Below are 21170 nucleotides of genomic sequence, written 5' to 3'. Positions count from 1 at the left end.
CTTCTTATTTATTGGATGCTTTTAACAATGATTAAAAAAGCTTCGCTGCTGACGGCGCTCTCCGTCACAGCTTTTTCTGGCTGGGCGCAGGATAGCAGCTCAGACACGATGGTCGTCACAGCAAACCGTTTCCAACAACCTGTCAATACGGTGCTGGCGCCGGTTAGCGTCGTTACCCGACAGGATATCGATCGCTGGCAATCTGCCTCTGTTACCGATGTGATGCGTCGTCTGCCCGGGGTGGACATCGCGCAAAACGGCGGTCTCGGACAAAGTTCTTCTTTATTTATCCGTGGTACCAACTCCAGCCATGTCCTTATTTTGGTGGATGGCGTGCGTCTGAATCAGGCGGGCGTCAGCGGTTCATCAGATTTAAGTCAGTTCCCGATTAGCCTTGTGCAGCGTATCGAATATATCCGCGGGCCTCGCTCGGCGGTATATGGCTCTGATGCGATTGGCGGCGTGGTTAACATTATTACGACTCGTGAAAAAGACGGCACCACGTTGAATGCCGGCGTGGGCTCGAACGGCTATCAAAGCTACAACGGTACTACCCAGCAGAAACTGGGGGACAACACCCGAGTGACGCTCTCCGGGGATTACACTTATACCAAAGGCTACGATGTCGTGGCGGACGGGAATACCGGTGGCCAGCCGCAGACGGATCGTGATGGCTTTATGAGTAAAAGCCTGTACGGTGCGCTGGAGCATAGATTCTCTGATGAATGGAGTGGTTTTGTGCGCGGCTACGGTTACGACAACCGCACGGCTTATGACAACTCTCCTTATATGGGCGTGCTTGTTGATACTCGCCAGCTTTACAGCCAGACCTGGGATGCGGGCGTGCGTTTCAATAACGACATCTTCCATTCACAGCTGACCTCCAGCTATAGCCACAGTAAAGACTACAACTACGATCCGCGTCTGGGTCGGTACGACTCCACGGCGACGTTGGATGAAATTAAACAGTACAACATGCAGTGGGCCAACTCGGTGGATGTCGGCCACGGCAACATTGGTGCGGGCGTTGACTGGCAGAAACAAACCACGGAACCCGGTACCAACTACGTCACAGATGGCTACGAGCTGCGAAACACCGGTCTTTTCCTGACGGCATTACAACAGTTCGGTGAGTTCACCTTTGAAGGTGCGGTGCGCGGCGACGATAACTCACAGTTTGGCGATCATGGTACCTGGCAGGGCAGTGCTGCCTGGGAATTTGTCGACGGCTATCGCTTCGTGGCGTCCTACGGCACTGCGTTTAAAGCGCCGAATCTGGGGCAGTTGTACGGTTTCTATGGCAACGAACATCTCGACCCGGAAGAAAGTAAGCAGTGGGAAGGGGCCTTCGAGGGCTTAACGGCGGGCGTAAACTGGCGTGTGTCCGGATACCGCAACGATGTCGATAATCTCATTGACTACGACTACAACCTGAATCAGTACTACAACGTGGGCAAAGCGCGCATTAAAGGTATTGAGGCCACGGCATCCTTCGACACCGGTCCGTTATCACACACCCTGAGCTATGACTATCTGGATGCCCGCAATACGCAAACCGATGAACTGTTGTTGCGTCGGGCAAAACAGCAGGTGAAGTACCAGCTGGACTGGCAGGTGTATGACTTCGACTGGGGCGTGACGTATCACTATCTGGGCACTCGCTATGACACTGCGTTTGACCCGAACACGTATACTTCAGAGAACGTGAAAATGGGCGGCGTCAGCCTATGGGATCTTGCCGTGTCATATCCTGTCACCTCTCACCTTACAGTTCGTGGTAAAATCGCCAACCTGTTCGATAAAGACTACGAGACAGTTTATGGCTACGAAACTGCAGGACGGGAATACAACTTGTCTGGCAGCTACACCTTCTGATCCACGTCCCACCGTCCTGGTGTTTGATTCCGGGGTCGGTGGGTTGTCGGTTTATGATGAGATTCGGCACCTGCTGCCGGATCTTCATTACATCTACGTTTTCGATAACGTTGCCTTTCCTTATGGCGAGAAGAGCGAAGCTTTTATCGTCGAGCGCGTACTCGAGATAGTCACAGCGGTTCAACAGCGTTATCCCCTTGCTCTGGCGGTCATCGCCTGCAACACGGCAAGCACCGTTTCACTTCCAGGCCTGCGTGAGAAGTTCGCCTTTCCTGTGGTGGGTGTAGTGCCAGCGATTAAACCGGCCGCGCGTCTTACGGCGAACGGTGTGGTTGGGTTGCTGGCGACGCGCGGAACGGTAAAGCGTCCTTATACACGTGAATTGATCGAGCGCTTCGCGAATGAGTGCCAGATTGAAATGCTGGGTTCCGCGGAGCTGGTGGAACTGGCGGAAGCGAAATTGCATGGCGAACCTGTTCCGCTCGATGAGCTGCGTCGTATCCTGCGCCCATGGCTGAGAATGCCTGAGCCGCCAGATACAGTCGTTCTGGGATGCACGCATTTCCCTTTATTGCAGAATGAGCTGCTTGAAGTCCTGCCGGAAGGTACTCGACTGGTGGATTCCGGGGCGGCTATTGCGCGCCGAACGGTCTGGTTGCTGGAACATGAAGCGCCGGATGCGAAATCCTCAGATGCGAATATCGCTTTTTGTATGGCGTCTACACCGGAAACTGAGCAACTTTTCCCCGTTTTGCAGCGTTATGGCTTCGAAAGACTCGAAAAGCTGTCTGTTTAGTAGGCGTTTGAGCAAAAAAGAGACGGTTGAAAAGTTTTTTGCAAACAGGGCTTGTCAACGTCTCAGAACTCCCTATAATGCGCCTCCACTGACACGGAACAACGGCTCGCCAGCCGCCGGGTCAGAAGGGTTTCCCAGGAAATCCTGACAGAGAAAAGCGAAAATAAACGCTTGACTCTGAATGAGGAAAACGTATTATACGGGACCTCGAGTTAGCAAGCGAAAGCGCGTAACTCACTGCTCTTTAACAATTTATCAGACAATCTGTGTGGGCACTCAAAGTGACATGGATTCTTAACGTCGAAAGACGCTAAATAGAATACCAAGTCTTATGAGTGAACATACGTAATTCATTACGAAGTTTAATTCATGAGCATCAAACTTAAATTGAAGAGTTTGATCATGGCTCAGATTGAACGCTGGCGGCAGGCCTAACACATGCAAGTCGAGCGGTAACACAGGGAGCTTGCTCCTGGGTGACGAGCGGCGGACGGGTGAGTAATGTCTGGGAAACTGCCCGATGGAGGGGGATAACTACTGGAAACGGTAGCTAATACCGCATAACGTCTTCGGACCAAAGAGGGGGACCTTCGGGCCTCTTGCCATCGGATGTGCCCAGATGGGATTAGCTAGTAGGTGGGGTAATGGCTCACCTAGGCGACGATCCCTAGCTGGTCTGAGAGGATGACCAGCCACACTGGAACTGAGACACGGTCCAGACTCCTACGGGAGGCAGCAGTGGGGAATATTGCACAATGGGCGCAAGCCTGATGCAGCCATGCCGCGTGTATGAAGATGGCCTTCGGGTTGTAAAGTACTTTCAGCGAGGAGGAAGGCGTTGTGGTTAATAACCGCAACGATTGACGTTACTCGCAGAAGAAGCACCGGCTAACTCCGTGCCAGCAGCCGCGGTAATACGGAGGGTGCAAGCGTTAATCGGAATTACTGGGCGTAAAGCGCACGCAGGCGGTCTGTCAAGTCGGATGTGAAATCCCCGGGCTCAACCTGGGAACTGCATTCGAAACTGGCAGGCTAGAGTCTTGTAGAGGGGGGTAGAATTCCAGGTGTAGCGGTGAAATGCGTAGAGATCTGGAGGAATACCGGTGGCGAAGGCGGCCCCCTGGACAAAGACTGACGCTCAGGTGCGAAAGCGTGGGGAGCAAACAGGATTAGATACCCTGGTAGTCCACGCCGTAAACGATGTCGACTTGGAGGTTGTGCCCTTGAGGCGTGGCTTCCGGAGCTAACGCGTTAAGTCGACCGCCTGGGGAGTACGGCCGCAAGGTTAAAACTCAAATGAATTGACGGGGGCCCGCACAAGCGGTGGAGCATGTGGTTTAATTCGATGCAACGCGAAGAACCTTACCTACTCTTGACATCCAGAGAACTTAGCAGAGATGCTTTGGTGCCTTCGGGAACTCTGAGACAGGTGCTGCATGGCTGTCGTCAGCTCGTGTTGTGAAATGTTGGGTTAAGTCCCGCAACGAGCGCAACCCTTATCCTTTGTTGCCAGCGGTTCGGCCGGGAACTCAAAGGAGACTGCCAGTGATAAACTGGAGGAAGGTGGGGATGACGTCAAGTCATCATGGCCCTTACGAGTAGGGCTACACACGTGCTACAATGGCGCATACAAAGAGAAGCGACCTCGCGAGAGCAAGCGGACCTCATAAAGTGCGTCGTAGTCCGGATTGGAGTCTGCAACTCGACTCCATGAAGTCGGAATCGCTAGTAATCGTAGATCAGAATGCTACGGTGAATACGTTCCCGGGCCTTGTACACACCGCCCGTCACACCATGGGAGTGGGTTGCAAAAGAAGTAGGTAGCTTAACCTTCGGGAGGGCGCTTACCACTTTGTGATTCATGACTGGGGTGAAGTCGTAACAAGGTAACCGTAGGGGAACCTGCGGTTGGATCACCTCCTTACCTTAAAGAACCTGCCTTTGTAGTGTCCACACAGATTGTCTGATGAAAAATAAGCAGTAAAAAAATCTCTGCAGGCTTGTAGCTCAGGTGGTTAGAGCGCACCCCTGATAAGGGTGAGGTCGGTGGTTCAAGTCCACTCAGGCCTACCAATTCATTTCGTTGCTTTGGTACGTTCTGGCAGGAAATGAACGGGTAAGAGATTTGATAATACGATGGGGTTATAGCTCAGCTGGGAGAGCGCCTGCCTTGCACGCAGGAGGTCTGCGGTTCGATCCCGCATAGCTCCACCATCACTTTACTGCTGAAAATAAACTTCAGAGTGTACCTGAAAAGGTGTACTGCGAAGTTTTGCTCTTTAAAAATCTGGATCAAGCTGAAAATTGAAACGACACACTGTTTCCTTTCTCCGTAATAAGAAAGGAAAATACGGTGTGTTCGAGTCTCTCAAATTATTGCAAGTCGATGATGAATCGAAAGAAACATCTTCGGGTTGTGAGGTTAAGCGACTAAGCGTACACGGTGGATGCCCTGGCAGTCAGAGGCGATGAAGGGCGTGCTAATCTGCGATAAGCGTCGGCGAGGTGATATGAACCTTTGACCCGGCGATACCCGAATGGGGAAACCCAGTGTGTTTCGACACACTATCATTAAGTGAATACATAGCTTAATGAGGCGAACCGGGGGAACTGAAACATCTAAGTACCCCGAGGAAAAGAAATCAACCGAGATTCCCCCAGTAGCGGCGAGCGAACGGGGAGGAGCCCAGAGTCTGAATCAGCGCGCGTGTTAATGGAACGGTCTGGAAAGTCCGGCGATACAGGGTGATAGCCCCGTACATGAAAATGCACGCGTTGTGAACTCGAAGAGTAGGGCGGGACACGTGGTATCCTGTCTGAATATGGGGGGACCATCCTCCAAGGCTAAATACTCCTGACTGACCGATAGTGAACCAGTACCGTGAGGGAAAGGCGAAAAGAACCCCGGCGAGGGGAGTGAAAAAGAACCTGAAACCGTGTACGTACAAGCAGTGGGAGCCTACTTGTTAGGTGACTGCGTACCTTTTGTATAATGGGTCAGCGACTTATATTCTGTAGCAAGGTTAACCGAATAGGGGAGCCGAAGGGAAACCGAGTCTTAACTGGGCGTTAAGTTGCAGGGTATAGACCCGAAACCCGGTGATCTAGCCATGGGCAGGTTGAAGGTTGGGTAACACTAACTGGAGGACCGAACCGACTAATGTTGAAAAATTAGCGGATGACTTGTGGCTGGGGGTGAAAGGCCAATCAAACCGGGAGATAGCTGGTTCTCCCCGAAAGCTATTTAGGTAGCGCCTCGTGAACTCATCTTCGGGGGTAGAGCACTGTTTCGGCTAGGGGGTCATCCCGACTTACCAACCCGATGCAAACTACGAATACCGAAGAATGTTATCACGGGAGACACACGGCGGGTGCTAACGTCCGTCGTGAAGAGGGAAACAACCCAGACCGCCAGCTAAGGTCCCAAAGTCATAGTTAAGTGGGAAACGATGTGGGAAGGCTCAGACAGCCAGGATGTTGGCTTAGAAGCAGCCATCATTTAAAGAAAGCGTAATAGCTCACTGGTCGAGTCGGCCTGCGCGGAAGATGTAACGGGGCTAAACTATGCACCGAAGCTGCGGCAGCGACACTATGTGTTGTTGGGTAGGGGAGCGTTCTGTAAGCCGTTGAAGGTGGCCTGTGAGGGTAGCTGGAGGTATCAGAAGTGCGAATGCTGACATAAGTAACGATAAAGCGGGTGAAAAGCCCGCTCGCCGGAAGACCAAGGGTTCCTGTCCAACGTTAATCGGGGCAGGGTGAGTCGACCCCTAAGGCGAGGCCGAAAGGCGTAGTCGATGGGAAACAGGTTAATATTCCTGTACTTGGTGTTACTGCGAAGGGGGGACGGAGAAGGCTATGTTATCCGGGCGACGGTTGTCCCGGTTTAAGCATGTAGGCGGAGAGTTTAGGTAAATCCGGACTCTTATCTAACGCTGAGGTGTGATGACGAGGTACTACGGTACTGAAGTAACAGATGCCCTGCTTCCAGGAAAAGCCTCTAAGCATCAGGTAACACGAAATCGTACCCCAAACCGACACAGGTGGTCAGGTAGAGAATACCAAGGCGCTTGAGAGAACTCGGGTGAAGGAACTAGGCAAAATGGTGCCGTAACTTCGGGAGAAGGCACGCTGATGTGTAGGTGAAGTCCCTGCGGATGGAGCTGAAATCAGTCGAAGATACCAGCTGGCTGCAACTGTTTATTAAAAACACAGCACTGTGCAAACACGAAAGTGGACGTATACGGTGTGACGCCTGCCCGGTGCCGGAAGGTTAATTGATGGGGTTATCCTTAGGGAGAAGCTCTTGATCGAAGCCCCGGTAAACGGCGGCCGTAACTATAACGGTCCTAAGGTAGCGAAATTCCTTGTCGGGTAAGTTCCGACCTGCACGAATGGCGTAATGATGGCCAGGCTGTCTCCACCCGAGACTCAGTGAAATTGAACTCGCTGTGAAGATGCAGTGTACCCGCGGCAAGACGGAAAGACCCCGTGAACCTTTACTATAGCTTGACACTGAACATTGAGCCTTGATGTGTAGGATAGGTGGGAGGCTTTGAAGCGAGGACGCCAGTTCTTGTGGAGCCAACCTTGAAATACCACCCTTTAATGTTTGATGTTCTAACGTAGACCCGTAATCCGGGTTGCGGACAGTGTCTGGTGGGTAGTTTGACTGGGGCGGTCTCCTCCCAAAGAGTAACGGAGGAGCACGAAGGTTAGCTAATCCTGGTCGGACATCAGGAGGTTAGTGCAATGGCATAAGCTAGCTTGACTGCGAGAGTGACGGCTCGAGCAGGTGCGAAAGCAGGTCATAGTGATCCGGTGGTTCTGAATGGAAGGGCCATCGCTCAACGGATAAAAGGTACTCCGGGGATAACAGGCTGATACCGCCCAAGAGTTCATATCGACGGCGGTGTTTGGCACCTCGATGTCGGCTCATCACATCCTGGGGCTGAAGTAGGTCCCAAGGGTATGGCTGTTCGCCATTTAAAGTGGTACGCGAGCTGGGTTTAGAACGTCGTGAGACAGTTCGGTCCCTATCTGCCGTGGGCGCTGGAGAATTGAGGGGGGCTGCTCCTAGTACGAGAGGACCGGAGTGGACGCATCACTGGTGTTCGGGTTGTCATGCCAATGGCATTGCCCGGTAGCTAAATGCGGAAAAGATAAGTGCTGAAAGCATCTAAGCACGAAACTTGCCCCGAGATGAGTTCTCCCTGACTCCTTGAGAGTCCTGAAGGAACGTTGAAGACTACGACGTTGATAGGCTGGGTGTGTAAGCGTAGCGATACGTTGAGCTAACCAGTACTAATGAACCGTGAGGCTTAACCTTACAACGCCGAAGATGTTTTGGCGTGAGAGACGACGATATTCAGCTTGAAACAGATTAACTGACAGACCCTGAAGGGTGTGTTGGTAAACAGAATTTGCCTGGCGGCAACAGCGCGGTGGTCCCACCTGACCCCATGCCGAACTCAGAAGTGAAACGCCGTAGCGCCGATGGTAGTGTGGGGTCTCCCCATGCGAGAGTAGGGAACTGCCAGGCATCAAATTAGCATTAAACCGGGGCATAAAACCGGTTGTTGTAAAGAAATTCGGTGGAGCGGTAGTTCAGTCGGTTAGAATACCTGCCTGTCACGCAGGGGGTCGCGGGTTCGAGTCCCGTCCGTTCCGCCACTTATTAGAAAATTAAGCCTGCTTCATTGCGGGCTTAATAATAAGCGTTATTTAGGGGCGTAGCTCAGTTGGTAGAGCACCGGTCTCCAAAACCGGGTGTCGCGAGTTCGAGTCTCTCCGCCCCTGCCATATAATGATCCTTTGCTTCGGCAAAGGATTTTTTTTGTCTAAAATTCAGCGGATTTTCATCCGCCTCCTCTTATCAAAAAAATCCACGTCCTTTATTCGAGCACTGTAACCTTCAAGATCTCACGAATTTGCGCCTGCTTGTCACTGTTCTGAAGCCAAATGGCATACAGCGGGCGTGAAAGCGTCGCACTGTCAGCGACGGTATGCATGCCGCCTTTCTCTTTCGCCCAAACCATTGGTAGCCAGGAACAGCCCTCAAGCGGCATGAGTTGTTGCCGTGCCAGCTCCGCGGAACTGGTTGTCAGGAGTGGAATGTCATCGGGTGCAATAAGTCCTGCTTCATGCTGTTGGAAGTCCGGGCCCCATTCCAGCCGCAGATAGTTCAGATTCGCTTTGACCTGCGAAGGACTCGAACAATAGAGAGCTAAAGTGAAATGTCCCAGCAACTGGCTGCTGAACTCGTCCATTTTTGGGGCTTCCGTGGTAATCAGCAAATCCAACTGACGCTCATGTAGCTGTTTAACCAACGATTGTCTCTGAGCGATACGGGCCTCAAATTGCAACGTGTTGTGTGACGGATAGAGTCGCCCCAGCCAGCTATTTAGCATGCATTCCCACAGTGAGGCGCTGGCACCAATAGAGAACTCATTATGGCGTGACGTATTGGCCACTTCCTTACGCGCCAATTGCCAGGTACTCATCAGCGTTTCGGCATAGGGAAGGAGCTTCTCACCGGCCGCTGTCAGGCGGATATTGTTACGATGTCGGGTGAAAAGGTTCACACCCAGTTGGTTCTCAAGCTGACGAATACGAAAGCTGACGGCTGATTGCGTCAGGTATAGCGCTTCTGCCGCACGCCCGAAGTGGCGCGTTCGGCTCACTTCAAGGAAAGTCTTTAGCAATTCCGTATCCACAACCTTCTCCGCAAAATAATTTGTCGTGTTGATTTAAATGTTTTGTTTGACGCTCTGTCAAGCGTAACTAATACTCCGCGCCATAAATAGCTCAGCCAAAGAATTAGGAGCGTGTAGGATGGCGGAAAGCTTTACGACGACTAATCGTTTTTTTGACAATAAAAATTATCCGCGTGGATTCTCTCGTCATGGTGACTTCACCATTAAAGAAGCCCAACTGCTGGAGCGCCACGGTTATGCGTTTAATGAGCTGGAACTGGGTCACCGTGAGCCCCTGACGGAAGACGAAAAGCAGTTTGTCGCGGTATGCCGTGGCGAACGCGAACCGGCAACCGAGATTGAGCGTGTATGGATCAAATACATGGCGCGAATCAAACGGCCAAAACGTTTTCATACGCTGTCCGGTGGTAAGCCACAGACAGAAGGTGCAGAAGACTACACCGAAAGCGACGATTAATGAGAAAGGGGCGAAAGCCCCTTTTTTACGCCATCATTTTCTGTAAATGAATCAGTAACCTTTCTATTGCCCGATACCCCAGTGCTTCCTGTAAATGTACCCGTGTTATCTTTTCCGCTCCGGCGAGATCGGCCAGAGTCCGCGAAACCTTAATCAGACGCTGCCAGGCCCGAATCGATAATCCCAATTGGGCTAAAGCCTGTTCCAGCCATACCGCGTCCTCCTCCTGTAATTCACACCACGTTTTAATCTCATTATTCTCGAGTAGGGCGTTGAGCTTTCCCTGGCGAGACAACTGTATCTGCTGCGCGGCAATGACGCGGGCCTTAACTGTCGTGCTGCTTTCGCCTTTTTCAGGCCGTTGACTCAGAAGACCTGGAGGCGGGAGCGGGATCTCCAGAGAGAGATCAAAGCGGTCGAGAAAAGGCCCCGACAGACGTGCCAGGTAGCGCAGGATTTGCTCCGGAGAGCTGCGGTTATGATTGCCCTGGTAGTGTCCCGTCGGGCTGGGGTTCATGGCGGCAATGAGTTGAAAACGTGCCGGATAGGTAATTTTTGCCCGAGTCCGGGAGATATGAATTTTTCCTGACTCAATGGGTTCACGCAGGGCATCCAGCACCCGCCGTTCGAATTCCGGGAGTTCGTCGAGAAACAGAATGCCATTATGCGCTAACGAGATCTCCCCTGGGGCGGGGATCGTACCACCACCAACCATTGCCGTAAGTGATGCACTGTGATGGGGCGAGCGGAATGGGCGCTTACGCCATTGTTGGTGAAGTTGCCCCGCACTGGTCAGGCTGAGGATTGCCGCACTCTCCAGGGCTTCCTGGCTGCTCAGAGAGGGCAGAATGCCAGGTAGCCGGCTTGCCAGCATCGTTTTTCCGGTACCCGGTGGTCCCACAAGTAGCAGGTTATGCCCGCCCGCGGCGGCAATTTCCAACGCGCGCTTTCCCTGCTGTTGGCCTATCACGTCGCTGATGTCGGGCTCAACGGTCGTAGGTATGTCTTCCAGCATTTCAGGATGTGGCAATTCTGTGCGTCCCTCAAGAAATGCACAAACCTCCTGCAGATGGCTGGCAATGAAACAGTCTGTTCCGCCAATCAGGCCGACCTCAGGGGCATTCTCCGCGGCCACAATAATCTGTCGGCCTGCGCTGATAGCTTCCATCGCACCGGAAATGGCCCCGGTAACTCCGCGTAGTGCACCTGTAAGCGCGAGTTCACCTATAAGCTCGTTGGCTAAGTCTGGTTGCGTTGAGTTGCTCAGACGCCGCCAGAAGCGCAATTGCGATAGGCAAGTCGTATCGTCCGCCTTCCTTGGGAAGATCGGCCGGTGCCAGGTTGATGGTTATTTTCTTTGCCGGAAATTCATACCCGCTATTAATCATCGCGCTTCTAACGCGATCGCGAGCCTCTTTCACCGCGGTTTCCGGTAAACCCACCATCGTTAAGCCGGGTAATCCGTTACTGATATGCACTTCCACGGTGATGAGCGGGGCGTTCACCCCCAATGCGGCCCGTGTATAAATAATCGACAATGACATAGTGCCTCCGTGAAAAGTCAGTATGTCGTCTCGTGCAAGCGTGACAATGAACAATGTTGTTTTTTACGAGCATTTATCCGGTGATTTGCAGGGGTTTTCATTACCGTTACATACAATTGGAAGCGCGTTCGCGAAAAATAGACGTCATTGAATTGCCTGAATGTAATGAAGAATTTTCATCTCAGTTATTTCTTATAAAAAACAATACTTTTTACCAATATCGTTAGCGCGATCAGAAAACGCATTATAAAAAATCTTGTGTTATTCGCAGAGTCTGTGGTAACTCTTTAGGTATTCCTTCGAACAAGAAGCCAGAAAGAACAGAAAATGACAGCCCTTCTACGAGTGATTAGCCTGGTCGTGATTAGCGTGGTGGTGATTATTATCCCACCGTGCGGGGCTGCACTTGGAAGAGGAAAGGCTTAGAAAACAAGCCTTAACGAACTAAGACCCCCGCACCGAAAGGTCCGGGGGTTTTTTTATGACTGCGAAAAACCAAAGAGGAACAGAACATGACTATCAGCATAAAATTCTGTTTCTCACGAAATGTGACGGGGAAGTAACTATGAATGGGGCTCAGTGGGTGGTACATGCGTTGCGAGCGCAGGGAGTCGAGACCGTATTCGGCTATCCGGGCGGCGCCATAATGCCTATCTACGATGCGTTATACGACGGTGGCGTGGAACACCTGCTGTGTCGCCATGAGCAGGGCGCGGCAATGGCGGCGATTGGTTATGCCCGCGCAACGGGTAAAACCGGTGTGTGTATGGCCACTTCCGGCCCAGGAGCCACCAACCTCATCACCGGTCTTGCTGATGCGCTGTTGGATTCCGTCCCGGTGGTGGCCATCACCGGGCAGGTCGCTTCCTCGTTTATCGGCACCGATGCTTTTCAGGAAGTGGACGTGCTCGGTTTATCACTGGCCTGCACCAAACACAGTTTTCTGGTGCAGTCGCTGGAAGAGCTTCCACGCGTAATGGCTGAAGCTTTCCAGGTGGCAAACTCAGGCCGTCCTGGCCCGGTATTGGTTGATATCCCGAAAGATATCCAGGTCGCCAGCGCCGCACTTGAGCCGCATTTTTCCACTGTTGAAGATGAAACGGCTTTCCCGTTTGAAGACGTTGAACAGGCTCGCCAGATGATTGCCCAGGCCAGTCAGCCGATATTGTACGTTGGCGGTGGCGTCGGGATGGCGCAGGCGGTTCCTGCCCTGCGCGAGTTTATCGCGGTTACGCAAATGCCCGTCACCTGCACGTTGAAGGGGCTCGGTGCAGTAGATGCAGATTACCCGTACTACCTGGCGATGCTGGGCATGCACGGCACCAAAGCGGCCAACCTGGCAGTACAACAGTGTGATTTGCTGATTGCCGTCGGCGCGCGCTTTGATGACCGCGTGACTGGCAAGCTGAATACGTTTGCACCGAATGCGAAAGTCATCCACATGGATATCGACCCGGCGGAACTGAACAAGCTGCGTCAGGTTCATGTGGGTCTGCAGGCTGATTTGAACGCGTTGTTACCTGCGCTGCAACAGCCGCTGAATATCGATGCGTGGCGTAAACACACGGCGGAATTACGTGCCGAGAGCGCCTGGCGCTACGACCATCCAGGCGAGGCCATTTACGCGCCATTGCTGCTCAAACAGCTGTCCGATCGCAAACCGGCCAATAGCGTAGTGACGACCGACGTCGGGCAGCATCAGATGTGGTCGGCGCAGCACATGACCTATACCCATCCTGAAAATTTCATCACCTCTAGCGGTTTAGGCACGATGGGCTTTGGCCTGCCTGCGGCCGTGGGGGCGCAGGTTGCGCGTCCGAACGATACCGTTATCTGCATTTCCGGGGATGGCTCGTTCATGATGAACGTGCAGGAGCTCGGCACCGTGAAGCGTAAGCAGCTGCCGGTGAAGATTGTCATTCTCGACAACCAGCGCCTGGGAATGGTTCGTCAGTGGCAGCAGCTTTTTTTCCAGGAGCGCTACAGCGAAACCACGCTCACCGATAACCCTGATTTCCTCGTACTGGCCAGTGCCTTTGGCATTCCTGGTCAGCACATTACCCGTAAAGACCAGGTTGAAGCGGCTCTCGACACCATGCTGAACAGCACCGGGCCATACCTGCTTCATGTCTCAATCGACGAACTCGAAAACGTCTGGCCGCTGGTACCGCCGGGTGCCAGTAATGCAGAAATGCTGGAGAAATTATCATGATGCATCATCAGGTTGCCGTACAGGCCCGCTTCAACCCGGAAACGTTAGAGCGCGTTTTGCGCGTGGTACGCCATCGTGGTTTTCAAATTTGTGCCATGAACATGGAAACCGCCACCGACGCCCAGAACATAAATATTGAATTGACCGTTGCCAGCCTTCGTCCAGTCGAATTACTGTTTAGTCAGTTAAGCAAACTGGTAGACGTCGCCCGCGTCGAGATCCAGCAACGAACAACAACATCACAACAAATCCGCGCCTGAGCGCAAAAGGAAGAACAATGACGACGAAAAAAGCTGATTACATCTGGTTTAATGGTGAGATGACCCCATGGGGTGAAGCGAAGGTGCACGTGATGTCCCACGCTCTGCATTACGGGACGTCCGTCTTCGAAGGCATCCGTTGCTACGATTCTCACAAAGGCCCGGTGGTGTTCCGTCATCGTGAACACATGCAGCGTCTGCATGATTCAGCCAAAATTTATCGTTTCCCGGTTTCTCAGAGCGTTGATGAACTGATGGAAGCCTGCCGGAACGTTATCCGTAAAAATAACCTGACCAGCGCCTACATTCGTCCGCTGGTGTTCGTTGGCGATGTTGGTATGGGCGTGAACCCGCCAGACGGTTACAACACTGACGTTATCATTGCCGCTTTCCCTTGGGGTGCATACCTCGGCGCAGAAGCGCTGGATCAAGGGATCGACGCAATGGTGTCTTCCTGGAATCGTGTGGCACCGAACACCATCCCAACCGCCGCGAAAGCGGGCGGGAACTACCTTTCCTCATTGCTGGTCGGCAGCGAAGCGCGTCGTCACGGCTACCAGGAAGGGATCGCGCTGGATGTGAACGGCTATATCTCTGAAGGCGCAGGCGAGAACCTGTTCGAAGTGAAAGACGGCATTCTGTTCACGCCGCCGTTTACCTCTTCCGCGCTGCCGGGTATTACCCGTGATGCCATCATCAAACTGGCGAAAGACCTCAATATCGAAGTTCGCGAGCAGGTGCTGTCCCGCGAATCGCTGTATCTGGCTGACGAAGTGTTCATGTCCGGTACCGCCGCAGAAATCACGCCGGTTCGCAGCGTCGACCGCATCCAGGTGGGCGAAGGCCGCTGTGGCCCGGTCACCAAACGTATTCAGCAAGCATTCTTTGGCCTCTTTACCGGTGAAACCGAAGATAAATGGGGTTGGTTGGATCAAGTTAATCCGAAATAAAACAATGGGACGGCACGCACCGTCCCATTTAACAGATAGACGGGAGTAAACAGAGCATGCCTAAGTATCGTTCCGCCACTACCACCCACGGCCGTAATATGGCGGGTGCCCGCGCGCTGTGGCGCGCCACCGGGATGACAGATGCCGATTTTGGCAAACCCATTATTGCCGTTGTGAACTCGTTTACCCAGTTCGTGCCAGGCCACGTCCATTTGCGCGACCTCGGTAAACTGGTTGCTGAGCAAATCGAAGCCTCCGGCGGCGTGGCAAAAGAATTCAACACCATTGCCGTCGATGACGGCATCGCCATGGGCCACGGGGGCATGCTGTATTCGCTGCCGTCGCGCGAACTGATCGCCGATTCCGTGGAATACATGGTGAACGCCCACTGCGCGGATGCAATGGTGTGTATCTCCAACTGCGACAAAATCACCCCGGGGATGCTGATGGCGTCTCTGCGCCTCAACATTCCAGTGATCTTTGTTTCCGGCGGTCCGATGGAAGCCGGTAAAACCAAGCTTTCCGATCAGATCATCAAGCTGGACCTGGTTGATGCGATGATTCAGGGCGCGGACCCTAAAGTGTCCGACGAACAGAGCGATCAGATTGAGCGCTCCGCGTGTCCGACCTGTGGTTCCTGTTCCGGCATGTTCACCGCCAACTCGATGAACTGCCTGACCGAAGCGCTGGGCCTGTCGCAGCCGGGCAACGGCTCGCTGCTGGCAACGCACGCCGATCGTAAGGACCTGTTCCTCAACGCCGGTACGCGCATCGTTGAGCTGACCAAGCGTTATTACGAGCAGGACGACGCGTCTGCGCTGCCGCGTAATATCGCCAGCAAAGCCGCGTTTGAGAACGCCATGACGCTGGATATCGCCATGGGTGGTTCCACCAATACCGTTTTGCACCTGCTGGCCGCCGCGCAGGAAGCGGAAATTGACTTCACCATGACGGACATCGACAAGCTGTCCCGCAATGTGCCGCAGCTGTGTAAAGTCGCGCCAAGTACCCAGAAATATCACATGGAAGACGTGCACCGCGCCGGTGGTGTGCTCGGTATTCTCGGAGAGCTGGACCGCGCCGGGCTGCTGAACCGCGACGTGAAAAACGTACTGGGGCTGTCACTGCCGCAGACGTTGGATCAGTACGATGTGATGCTGACCAAAGACGAGGCGGTGAAAACCATGTTCCGTGCGGGACCGGCAGGTATTCGTACCACGCAGGCCTTCTCGCAGAACTGCCGTTGGGACACGCTGGACGACGATCGCGCCGAAGGCTGTATCCGTTCACTGGAAAATGCCTACAGTCAGGACGGTGGTTTGGCAGTGCTGTACGGTAACTTCGCGGAAAACGGCTGCATCGTGAAAACCGCGGGTGTGGACGACAGTAATCTGAAATTCACCGGCCCGGCGAAAGTCTACGAAAGCCAGGACGATGCGGTAGAAGCAATTCTCGGCGGCAAAGTGGTTGCCGGCGACGTGGTGGTTATCCGCTACGAAGGGCCAAAAGGCGGGCCGGGCATGCAGGAAATGCTGTACCCAACCACCTTCCTGAAATCAATGGGCCTCGGTAAAGCTTGTGCGCTGGTCACCGACGGACGCTTCTCCGGCGGGACGTCGGGTCTGTCTATCGGCCATGTATCACCGGAAGCGGCAAGCGGCGGCAACATCGCGCTGATTGAAGATGGCGACATGATTGCCATCGACATTCCGAGCCGTGGTATTCAGCTGCAGCTGAGCGATCAGGAACTGGCTGCGCGTCGTGAAGCGCAGGACGCACGTGGCGATCAGGCCTGGACTCCGCGCAATCGCGAACGTCAGGTTTCCTTCGCGCTGCGTGCCTACGCCAGCCTGGCGACCAGTGCAGACAAAGGTGCAGTGCGCGATAAATCCAAACTTGGGGGCTGATCATGGCCGAATCCCAACCGCTATCCACCGCCCCTGAGGGGGCGGAATATCTCAGAGCGGTGCTGCGTGCGCCGGTCTATGAAGCCGTGCAGGTCACGCCTTTGCAGAAGATGGAGAAAATCTCCGCCCGGCTCGACAACGTGGTGCTGGTGAAGCGCGAAGATCGTCAGCCGGTTCACAGCTTCAAGCTGCGCGGTGCGTACGCGATGATGGCGAGCCTGACCGAAGAGCAAAAAGCGTGTGGCGTGATTACGGCTTCTGCGGGAAATCACGCTCAGGGCGTGGCGTTCTCGTCGGCCCGTCTGGGTATTAAAGCGCTGATTGTAATGCCGGTGGCGACCGCGGATATCAAAGTTGATGCGGTGCGCGGTTTTGGTGGCGAAGTGCTGCTGCATGGCGCGAATTTCGATGAGGCCAAGGCCAAAGCTATCGAACTGGCGCAGCAGCAGGGCTTTACCTGGGTGCCGCCGTTTGATCATCCGATGGTGATTGCCGGGCAGGGCACGCTGGCACTGGAGCTGATTCAGCAGGATGCGCATCTCGATCGCGTATTCGTCCCAGTTGGCGGTGGCGGCCTGGCGGCCGGTGTCGCGGTGCTTATCAAACAGCTGATGCCGCAAATCAAAGTGATCGCGGTGGAAGCGGAAGATTCTGCCTGTCTGAAAGCGGCGCTGGACGCCGGGCATCCGGTCGATTTACCCCGCGTCGGGCTGTTTGCCGAAGGCGTGGCGGTGAAGCGCATTGGCGATGAAACCTTCCGGCTATGCCAGGAGTATCTCGACGATATCGTCACCGTCGACAGCGACGCAATCTGTGCGGCAATGAAAGATCTGTTCGAAGATGTGCGCGCGGTGGCGGAACCGTCTGGGGCGCTGGCCCTGGCGGGGATGAAAAAATACATCGCACAGCACAACATTCGCGGCGAACGCCTGGCGCACGTGCTGTCCGGGGCGAACGTTAACTTCCACGGATTGCGCTATGTGTCTGAACGCTGCGAGTTGGGCGAACAGCGTGAAGCGCTACTGGCGGTAACCATCCCTGAAGAGAAGGGCAGCTTCCTCAAGTTTTGCCAGCTGCTGGGCGGGCGATCGGTAACGGAATTTAACTACCGTTTTGCCGATGCCAAAGACGCCTGTATTTTCGTCGGGGTGCGTCTCAGCCGTGGCCTGGAAGAGCGCAAAGAGATCCTCGGTCTGCTGAATGACGGGGGTTACAGCGTGGTGGATTTATCTGACGATGAAATGGCGAAGCTACACGTTCGCTACATGGTCGGCGGGCGTCCTTCGAAACCGTTACAGGAACGTCTGTACAGCTTCGAATTCCCGGAATCACCCGGCGCGTTGCTGAAGTTTCTCTACACCCTCGGTACCCACTGGAATATTTCGTTGTTCCATTACCGCAGCCACGGTACCGACTACGGCCGCGTGCTGGCCGGTTTTGAACTGGGCGAGCACGAGCCGGATTTCGAAACCCGACTCAGCGAGCTGGGCTACGAGTGTCACGATGAAACCAGTAATCCGGCGTTCCGTTTCTTCCTCGCGGGTTAATGGTTCGGCAGGATCGTCCAGAAAGCGTCAATAAGCGGCTCATGTAGCCGCTTTTTTTGTACGCACACGCCGAGCTCAAACGGCGTTTTTTCGTCGCTGCGCTCGAGGATCATCACGCGGTTACGCACCGGTTCAGGGCTGTTTTCCAGCACGATTTCCGGGATAAGCGCCACGCCGCAGCCGAGCGCCACCATCGACACCATCGCTTCATGACCGCCAACGGTGGCGTAAATCGACGGATTGCTGATTTTATGACGACGGAACCACAGCTCAATGCGCCGGCGCACCGGGCCCTGATCGGCCATGATAAACGGCACCGTTGACCAGTCGGGTTTCTCCTGCGCTACCTGCGTGCGCACCGGGCAGGCAAGTGCCGGGGCAATCAGCACCACGGCTAAATTCTCCAGCATCGAAAATGCCACTGCGCCAGGGAGTGTTTCCGGTTTCCCTGCAATGGCTAAATCGGCCTCACCGGTCACCACTTTTTCCATCGCATCGGCGGCATCACCGGTGGTGAGTTTGATTTCCACGGAAGGATGCTCCGCGCGGAAGCGATCCAGAATCGGCGGTAAATGGCTGTAGGCGGCGGTTACCGAGCAAAACAGATGTAGCTCGCCAGAGAGCGAAGGCCCTTTTTGGTCGATGGTGTGACGCAGTTGCTGATACTGCAACAGCGTTTGTTGAGCAAAGGTGCGCAGCTCTTCACCGGCTTCGGTAAGGGTCACGGTGCGGTTATCGCGCACAAACAGCGCCTGACCCAGATCTTCTTCCAGCCGCTGAATTTGTCGCGAAAGCGTAGAGGGACTGACGTGCATCGCCCGCGCGCTGCGGCCAAAGTGGCGGCTTTCCGCCAGATGCAGAAAAGTTTTCAGATCGCGTAAATCCACAGAAGACACCCCACGATTTTATATTGCAGAAATTGCAACGTGATGTTGTGAATATATCAATTTCCGCAATAAATTTCCTGTTGTAATGTGGTTCCATTCTCGCAAAACGCGAACCGAACAATAAGACAGTACAACATCACGAGGTATCACCATGGCTAACTACTTTAATACACTGAATCTGCGCCAGCAGCTGGCACAGCTGGGCAAATGCCGCTTCATGGCGCGTGACGAATTCGCCGATGGCGCGAGCTATCTTCAGGGTAAAAAAGTGGTCATCGTCGGCTGTGGCGCGCAGGGTCTGAACCAGGGCCTGAACATGCGTGATTCCGGTCTGGATATCTCTTACGCCCTGCGTAAAGAAGCGATTGCAGAAAAGCGCGCATCATGGCGTAAAGCGACCGAAAACGGTTTCAAAGTAGGCACTTACGAAGAGCTGGTTCCACAGGCAGACTTGGTGGTAAACCTGACGCCAGACAAGCAGCACACGGACGTTGTGCGTTCCGTACAGCCGCTGATGAAAGATGGCGCAGCGCTGGGTTACTCCCACGGCTTCAACATCGTGGAAGTGGGCGAGCAGATCCGTAAAGACATCACCGTAGTTATGGTGGCGCCGAAATGCCCAGGTACCGAAGTGCGTGAAGAGTATAAACGTGGTTTCGGTGTGCCGACGCTGATCGCGGTTCACCCGGAAAACGATCCTAAAGGCGAAGGTATGGCGATTGCTAAAGCTTGGGCGGCAGCCACCGGTGGTCATCGTGCTGGTGTGCTCGAGTCTTCCTTCGTTGCGGAAGTTAAATCTGACCTGATGGGTGAGCAGACTATCCTGTGCGGTATGCTGCAGGCGGGTTCTCTGCTGTGCTTCGACAAGCTGGTGGCTGAAGGGACTGACCCGGCTTACGCAGAAAAACTGATTCAGTTCGGTTGGGAAACCACCACCGAAGCGCTGAAGCAGGGCGGTATCACCCTGATGATGGACCGTCTGTCTAACCGGGCGAAAGTCCGTGCATTCGCGCTGTCCGAGCAGCTGAAAGAAATCATGGCTCCGCTGTTCCAGAAACACATGGACGACATCATCTCTGGCGAATTCTCCTCCGGCATGATGGCTGACTGGGCAAACGACGATAAGAAACTGCTGACCTGGCGTGAAGAGACCGGTAAAACCGCGTTCGAAACTGCGCCGCAGTTTGACGGTAAAATCGGTGAGCAGGAATACTTCGATAAAGGCGTAGTGATGATTGCAATGGTGAAAGCGGGCGTTGAGCTGGCATTCGAAACCATGGTGGATTCCGGCATCATCGAAGAATCTGCGTACTACGAATCACTGCACGAGCTGCCGCTGATTGCGAACACCATCGCCCGTAAGCGTCTGTATGAAATGAACGTCGTTATCTCCGATACTGCTGAGTACGGCAACTACCTGTTCTCTTACGCCTGCGTACCGCTGCTGAAAGAGTTCATGACCACGCTGCAACCCGGCGATCTGGGTAAAGCGATTGCTGAAGGCGCGGTTGATAACGCTCAGCTGCGTGACGTGAACGAGGCGATTCGCAGCCACGAGATCGAAACCGTTGGTAAGAAACTGCGCGGATATATGAAAGATATGAAGCGTATTGCGGTAGCAAGCTAAACATTGTGTCGGGTGGCGCTTCGCTTACCCGACCTACTCATTCGTAGGCCCGGCTAGCGGTAGCGCCGCCGGGCTTTTTATTAGTTACGATAAAGAACTTTGATGATGTGGTAACCGAACTGGGTGTGCAGTGGGCCAGTTGGCTCCAGCACTGGGCAAGAGAAGACCACTTTATCAAACGCCGGAACCATCTGGCCCTGTTTGAATTCACCTAAATGACCGCCTTTTCTGCCTGACGGACAGGTGGAGTGCTTCTTCGCCAGCTTCTCAAAATCGCCGCCGTTTTTGATCTGCTCTAAAAGATCCAGAGCCAGTTTCTCTTCCTTTACAAGGATATGCAGTGCTGCTGCTGTTTTTGCCATGATCGTGCCTTGAGTGGTGTGGTTCAGGCTCGC

Annotated in this window: 13 protein-coding genes, 4 tRNA genes, 3 rRNA genes and 1 pseudogene; 17 read left to right on the top strand and 4 right to left on the bottom strand. The window is 54.0% G+C overall.

Going from position 1 to position 21170, the window contains the following annotated elements:
* Positions 1-27: 27 nt before the first annotated feature.
* The 9 genes from btuB to A8O29_RS21900 all read left to right on the top strand — a co-directional run bounded on the left by btuB (position 28) and on the right by A8O29_RS21900 (position 8470).
* Positions 28-1875 carry a TonB-dependent vitamin B12 receptor BtuB gene (btuB, locus tag A8O29_RS21940; RefSeq protein ID WP_174081416.1) on the top strand — a complete coding sequence of 616 codons (1848 nt, stop codon included), beginning with the start codon at positions 28-30 and terminating at the stop codon, positions 1873-1875.
* The gene (gene murI, locus A8O29_RS21935; protein WP_110511837.1) at positions 1820-2671 is read left to right on the top strand and encodes a glutamate racemase; all 852 of its coding nucleotides are present in this window, start codon (positions 1820-1822) and stop codon (positions 2669-2671) included. Before btuB ends, murI begins: the two co-directional genes overlap by 56 nt.
* Positions 2672-3055: 384 nt before the next feature.
* Positions 3056-4595, top strand: a 16S ribosomal RNA gene (locus A8O29_RS21930).
* Positions 4596-4667: 72 nt separating this feature from the next.
* A tRNA-Ile gene (locus A8O29_RS21925) sits at positions 4668-4744 on the top strand.
* Between the two features lie 65 nt (positions 4745-4809).
* Positions 4810-4885, top strand: a tRNA-Ala gene (locus tag A8O29_RS21920).
* A 206-nt stretch (positions 4886-5091) separates the two neighbouring features.
* Positions 5092-7997 (top strand): 23S ribosomal RNA (locus A8O29_RS21915).
* 97 nt (positions 7998-8094) lie between these two features.
* Positions 8095-8210: ribosomal RNA gene (gene rrf / locus A8O29_RS21910) — 5S ribosomal RNA — on the top strand.
* Together the 16S, 23S and 5S rRNA genes with 4 tRNA genes alongside form the textbook arrangement of a ribosomal RNA operon.
* Positions 8211-8264: 54 nt before the next feature.
* Positions 8265-8341 (top strand) — tRNA-Asp (locus A8O29_RS21905).
* A 53-nt stretch (positions 8342-8394) separates the two neighbouring features.
* Positions 8395-8470 (top strand) — tRNA-Trp (locus tag A8O29_RS21900).
* Positions 8471-8562: 92 nt separating this feature from the next.
* On the opposite strand, the gene hdfR is transcribed toward A8O29_RS21900, so the two are convergent.
* Positions 8563-9384 (bottom strand): HTH-type transcriptional regulator HdfR, encoded by an 822-nt coding sequence (hdfR, locus tag A8O29_RS21895; RefSeq protein WP_125355611.1) that lies wholly within the window; start codon positions 9382-9384, stop codon positions 8563-8565.
* 118 nt (positions 9385-9502) lie between these two features.
* Between hdfR and A8O29_RS21890 the strand changes: the two genes are divergently transcribed.
* Complete coding sequence (locus A8O29_RS21890) at positions 9503-9841, top strand: MaoP family protein (RefSeq protein WP_110512566.1); 339 nt, start codon at positions 9503-9505, stop codon at positions 9839-9841.
* Between the two features lie 25 nt (positions 9842-9866).
* Here A8O29_RS21890 and A8O29_RS21885 read toward each other — a convergent pair.
* A pseudogene (locus tag A8O29_RS21885) lies at positions 9867-11385 on the bottom strand (YifB family Mg chelatase-like AAA ATPase).
* 327 nt (positions 11386-11712) lie between these two features.
* Between A8O29_RS21885 and ilvL the strand changes: the two are divergent.
* From ilvL to ilvA, 6 genes are all read left to right on the top strand, one after another.
* The gene (ilvL, locus tag A8O29_RS21880; protein WP_001311244.1) at positions 11713-11811 is read left to right on the top strand and encodes an ilv operon leader peptide; all 99 of its coding nucleotides are present in this window, start codon (positions 11713-11715) and stop codon (positions 11809-11811) included.
* Positions 11812-11950: 139 nt separating this feature from the next.
* Positions 11951-13597 carry an acetolactate synthase 2 catalytic subunit gene (ilvG, locus tag A8O29_RS21875; RefSeq protein ID WP_125355609.1) on the top strand — a complete coding sequence of 549 codons (1647 nt, stop codon included), beginning with the start codon at positions 11951-11953 and terminating at the stop codon, positions 13595-13597.
* Positions 13594-13857, top strand: a complete 264-nt coding sequence (gene ilvM / locus A8O29_RS21870; protein WP_125355607.1) for an acetolactate synthase 2 small subunit — start codon at positions 13594-13596, stop codon at positions 13855-13857. Before ilvG ends, ilvM begins: the two co-directional genes overlap by 4 nt.
* 17 nt (positions 13858-13874) lie before the next feature.
* Positions 13875-14807: a branched-chain amino acid transaminase gene (locus A8O29_RS21865; RefSeq protein WP_110512562.1), complete on the top strand. Its 933-nt coding sequence runs from the start codon at positions 13875-13877 to the stop codon at positions 14805-14807.
* Positions 14808-14863: 56 nt separating this feature from the next.
* Positions 14864-16714, top strand: coding sequence for a dihydroxy-acid dehydratase (ilvD, locus tag A8O29_RS21860; protein WP_125355605.1), 1851 nt, complete (start codon positions 14864-14866; stop codon positions 16712-16714).
* Between the two features lie 2 nt (positions 16715-16716).
* Positions 16717-18261 carry a threonine ammonia-lyase, biosynthetic gene (ilvA, locus tag A8O29_RS21855; protein WP_174081415.1) on the top strand — a complete coding sequence of 515 codons (1545 nt, stop codon included), beginning with the start codon at positions 16717-16719 and terminating at the stop codon, positions 18259-18261.
* Here ilvA and ilvY read toward each other — a convergent pair.
* A complete protein-coding gene (gene ilvY, locus A8O29_RS21850) occupies positions 18258-19148 on the bottom strand; it encodes an HTH-type transcriptional activator IlvY (protein WP_125355603.1) in 891 nt (296 codons plus the stop codon). The genes ilvA and ilvY overlap by 4 nt on opposite strands.
* 151 nt (positions 19149-19299) lie before the next feature.
* On the opposite strand from ilvY, the gene ilvC reads away from it, so the two are divergent.
* Positions 19300-20775 (top strand): ketol-acid reductoisomerase, encoded by a 1476-nt coding sequence (ilvC, locus tag A8O29_RS21845; protein WP_125355601.1) that lies wholly within the window; start codon positions 19300-19302, stop codon positions 20773-20775.
* An 80-nt stretch (positions 20776-20855) separates the two neighbouring features.
* Here the strand turns inward: ilvC and ppiC are convergent, their stop codons facing one another.
* Positions 20856-21137 carry a peptidylprolyl isomerase PpiC gene (gene ppiC / locus A8O29_RS21840; protein ID WP_110512144.1) on the bottom strand — a complete coding sequence of 94 codons (282 nt, stop codon included), beginning with the start codon at positions 21135-21137 and terminating at the stop codon, positions 20856-20858.
* Positions 21138-21170: the final 33 nt, after the last annotated feature.

The sequence above is a fragment of the Scandinavium goeteborgense genome, assembly GCF_003935895.2.
In the GTDB taxonomy this organism is placed as follows: domain Bacteria; phylum Pseudomonadota; class Gammaproteobacteria; order Enterobacterales; family Enterobacteriaceae; genus Scandinavium; species Scandinavium goeteborgense.
The sequence above is the reverse complement of the archived record's forward strand: the minus strand, read 5'-3'. Positions and strand labels throughout refer to the sequence as shown.

Coding starts and splice junctions, on each gene's coding strand:
- btuB (WP_174081416.1), top strand. CDS start 28: ATGATTAAAAAAGCTTCGCTGCTGACGGCGCTCTCCGTCACAGCTTTT.
- murI (WP_110511837.1), top strand. CDS start 1,820: ATGGCTACGAAACTGCAGGACGGGAATACAACTTGTCTGGCAGCTACA.
- A8O29_RS21890 (WP_110512566.1), top strand. CDS start 9,503: ATGGCGGAAAGCTTTACGACGACTAATCGTTTTTTTGACAATAAAAAT.
- ilvL (WP_001311244.1), top strand. CDS start 11,713: ATGACAGCCCTTCTACGAGTGATTAGCCTGGTCGTGATTAGCGTGGTG.
- ilvG (WP_125355609.1), top strand. CDS start 11,951: ATGAATGGGGCTCAGTGGGTGGTACATGCGTTGCGAGCGCAGGGAGTC.
- ilvM (WP_125355607.1), top strand. CDS start 13,594: ATGATGCATCATCAGGTTGCCGTACAGGCCCGCTTCAACCCGGAAACG.
- A8O29_RS21865 (WP_110512562.1), top strand. CDS start 13,875: ATGACGACGAAAAAAGCTGATTACATCTGGTTTAATGGTGAGATGACC.
- ilvD (WP_125355605.1), top strand. CDS start 14,864: ATGCCTAAGTATCGTTCCGCCACTACCACCCACGGCCGTAATATGGCG.
- ilvA (WP_174081415.1), top strand. CDS start 16,717: ATGGCCGAATCCCAACCGCTATCCACCGCCCCTGAGGGGGCGGAATAT.
- ilvC (WP_125355601.1), top strand. CDS start 19,300: ATGGCTAACTACTTTAATACACTGAATCTGCGCCAGCAGCTGGCACAG.
- ppiC (WP_110512144.1), bottom strand. CDS start 21,137: ATGGCAAAAACAGCAGCAGCACTGCATATCCTTGTAAAGGAAGAGAAA.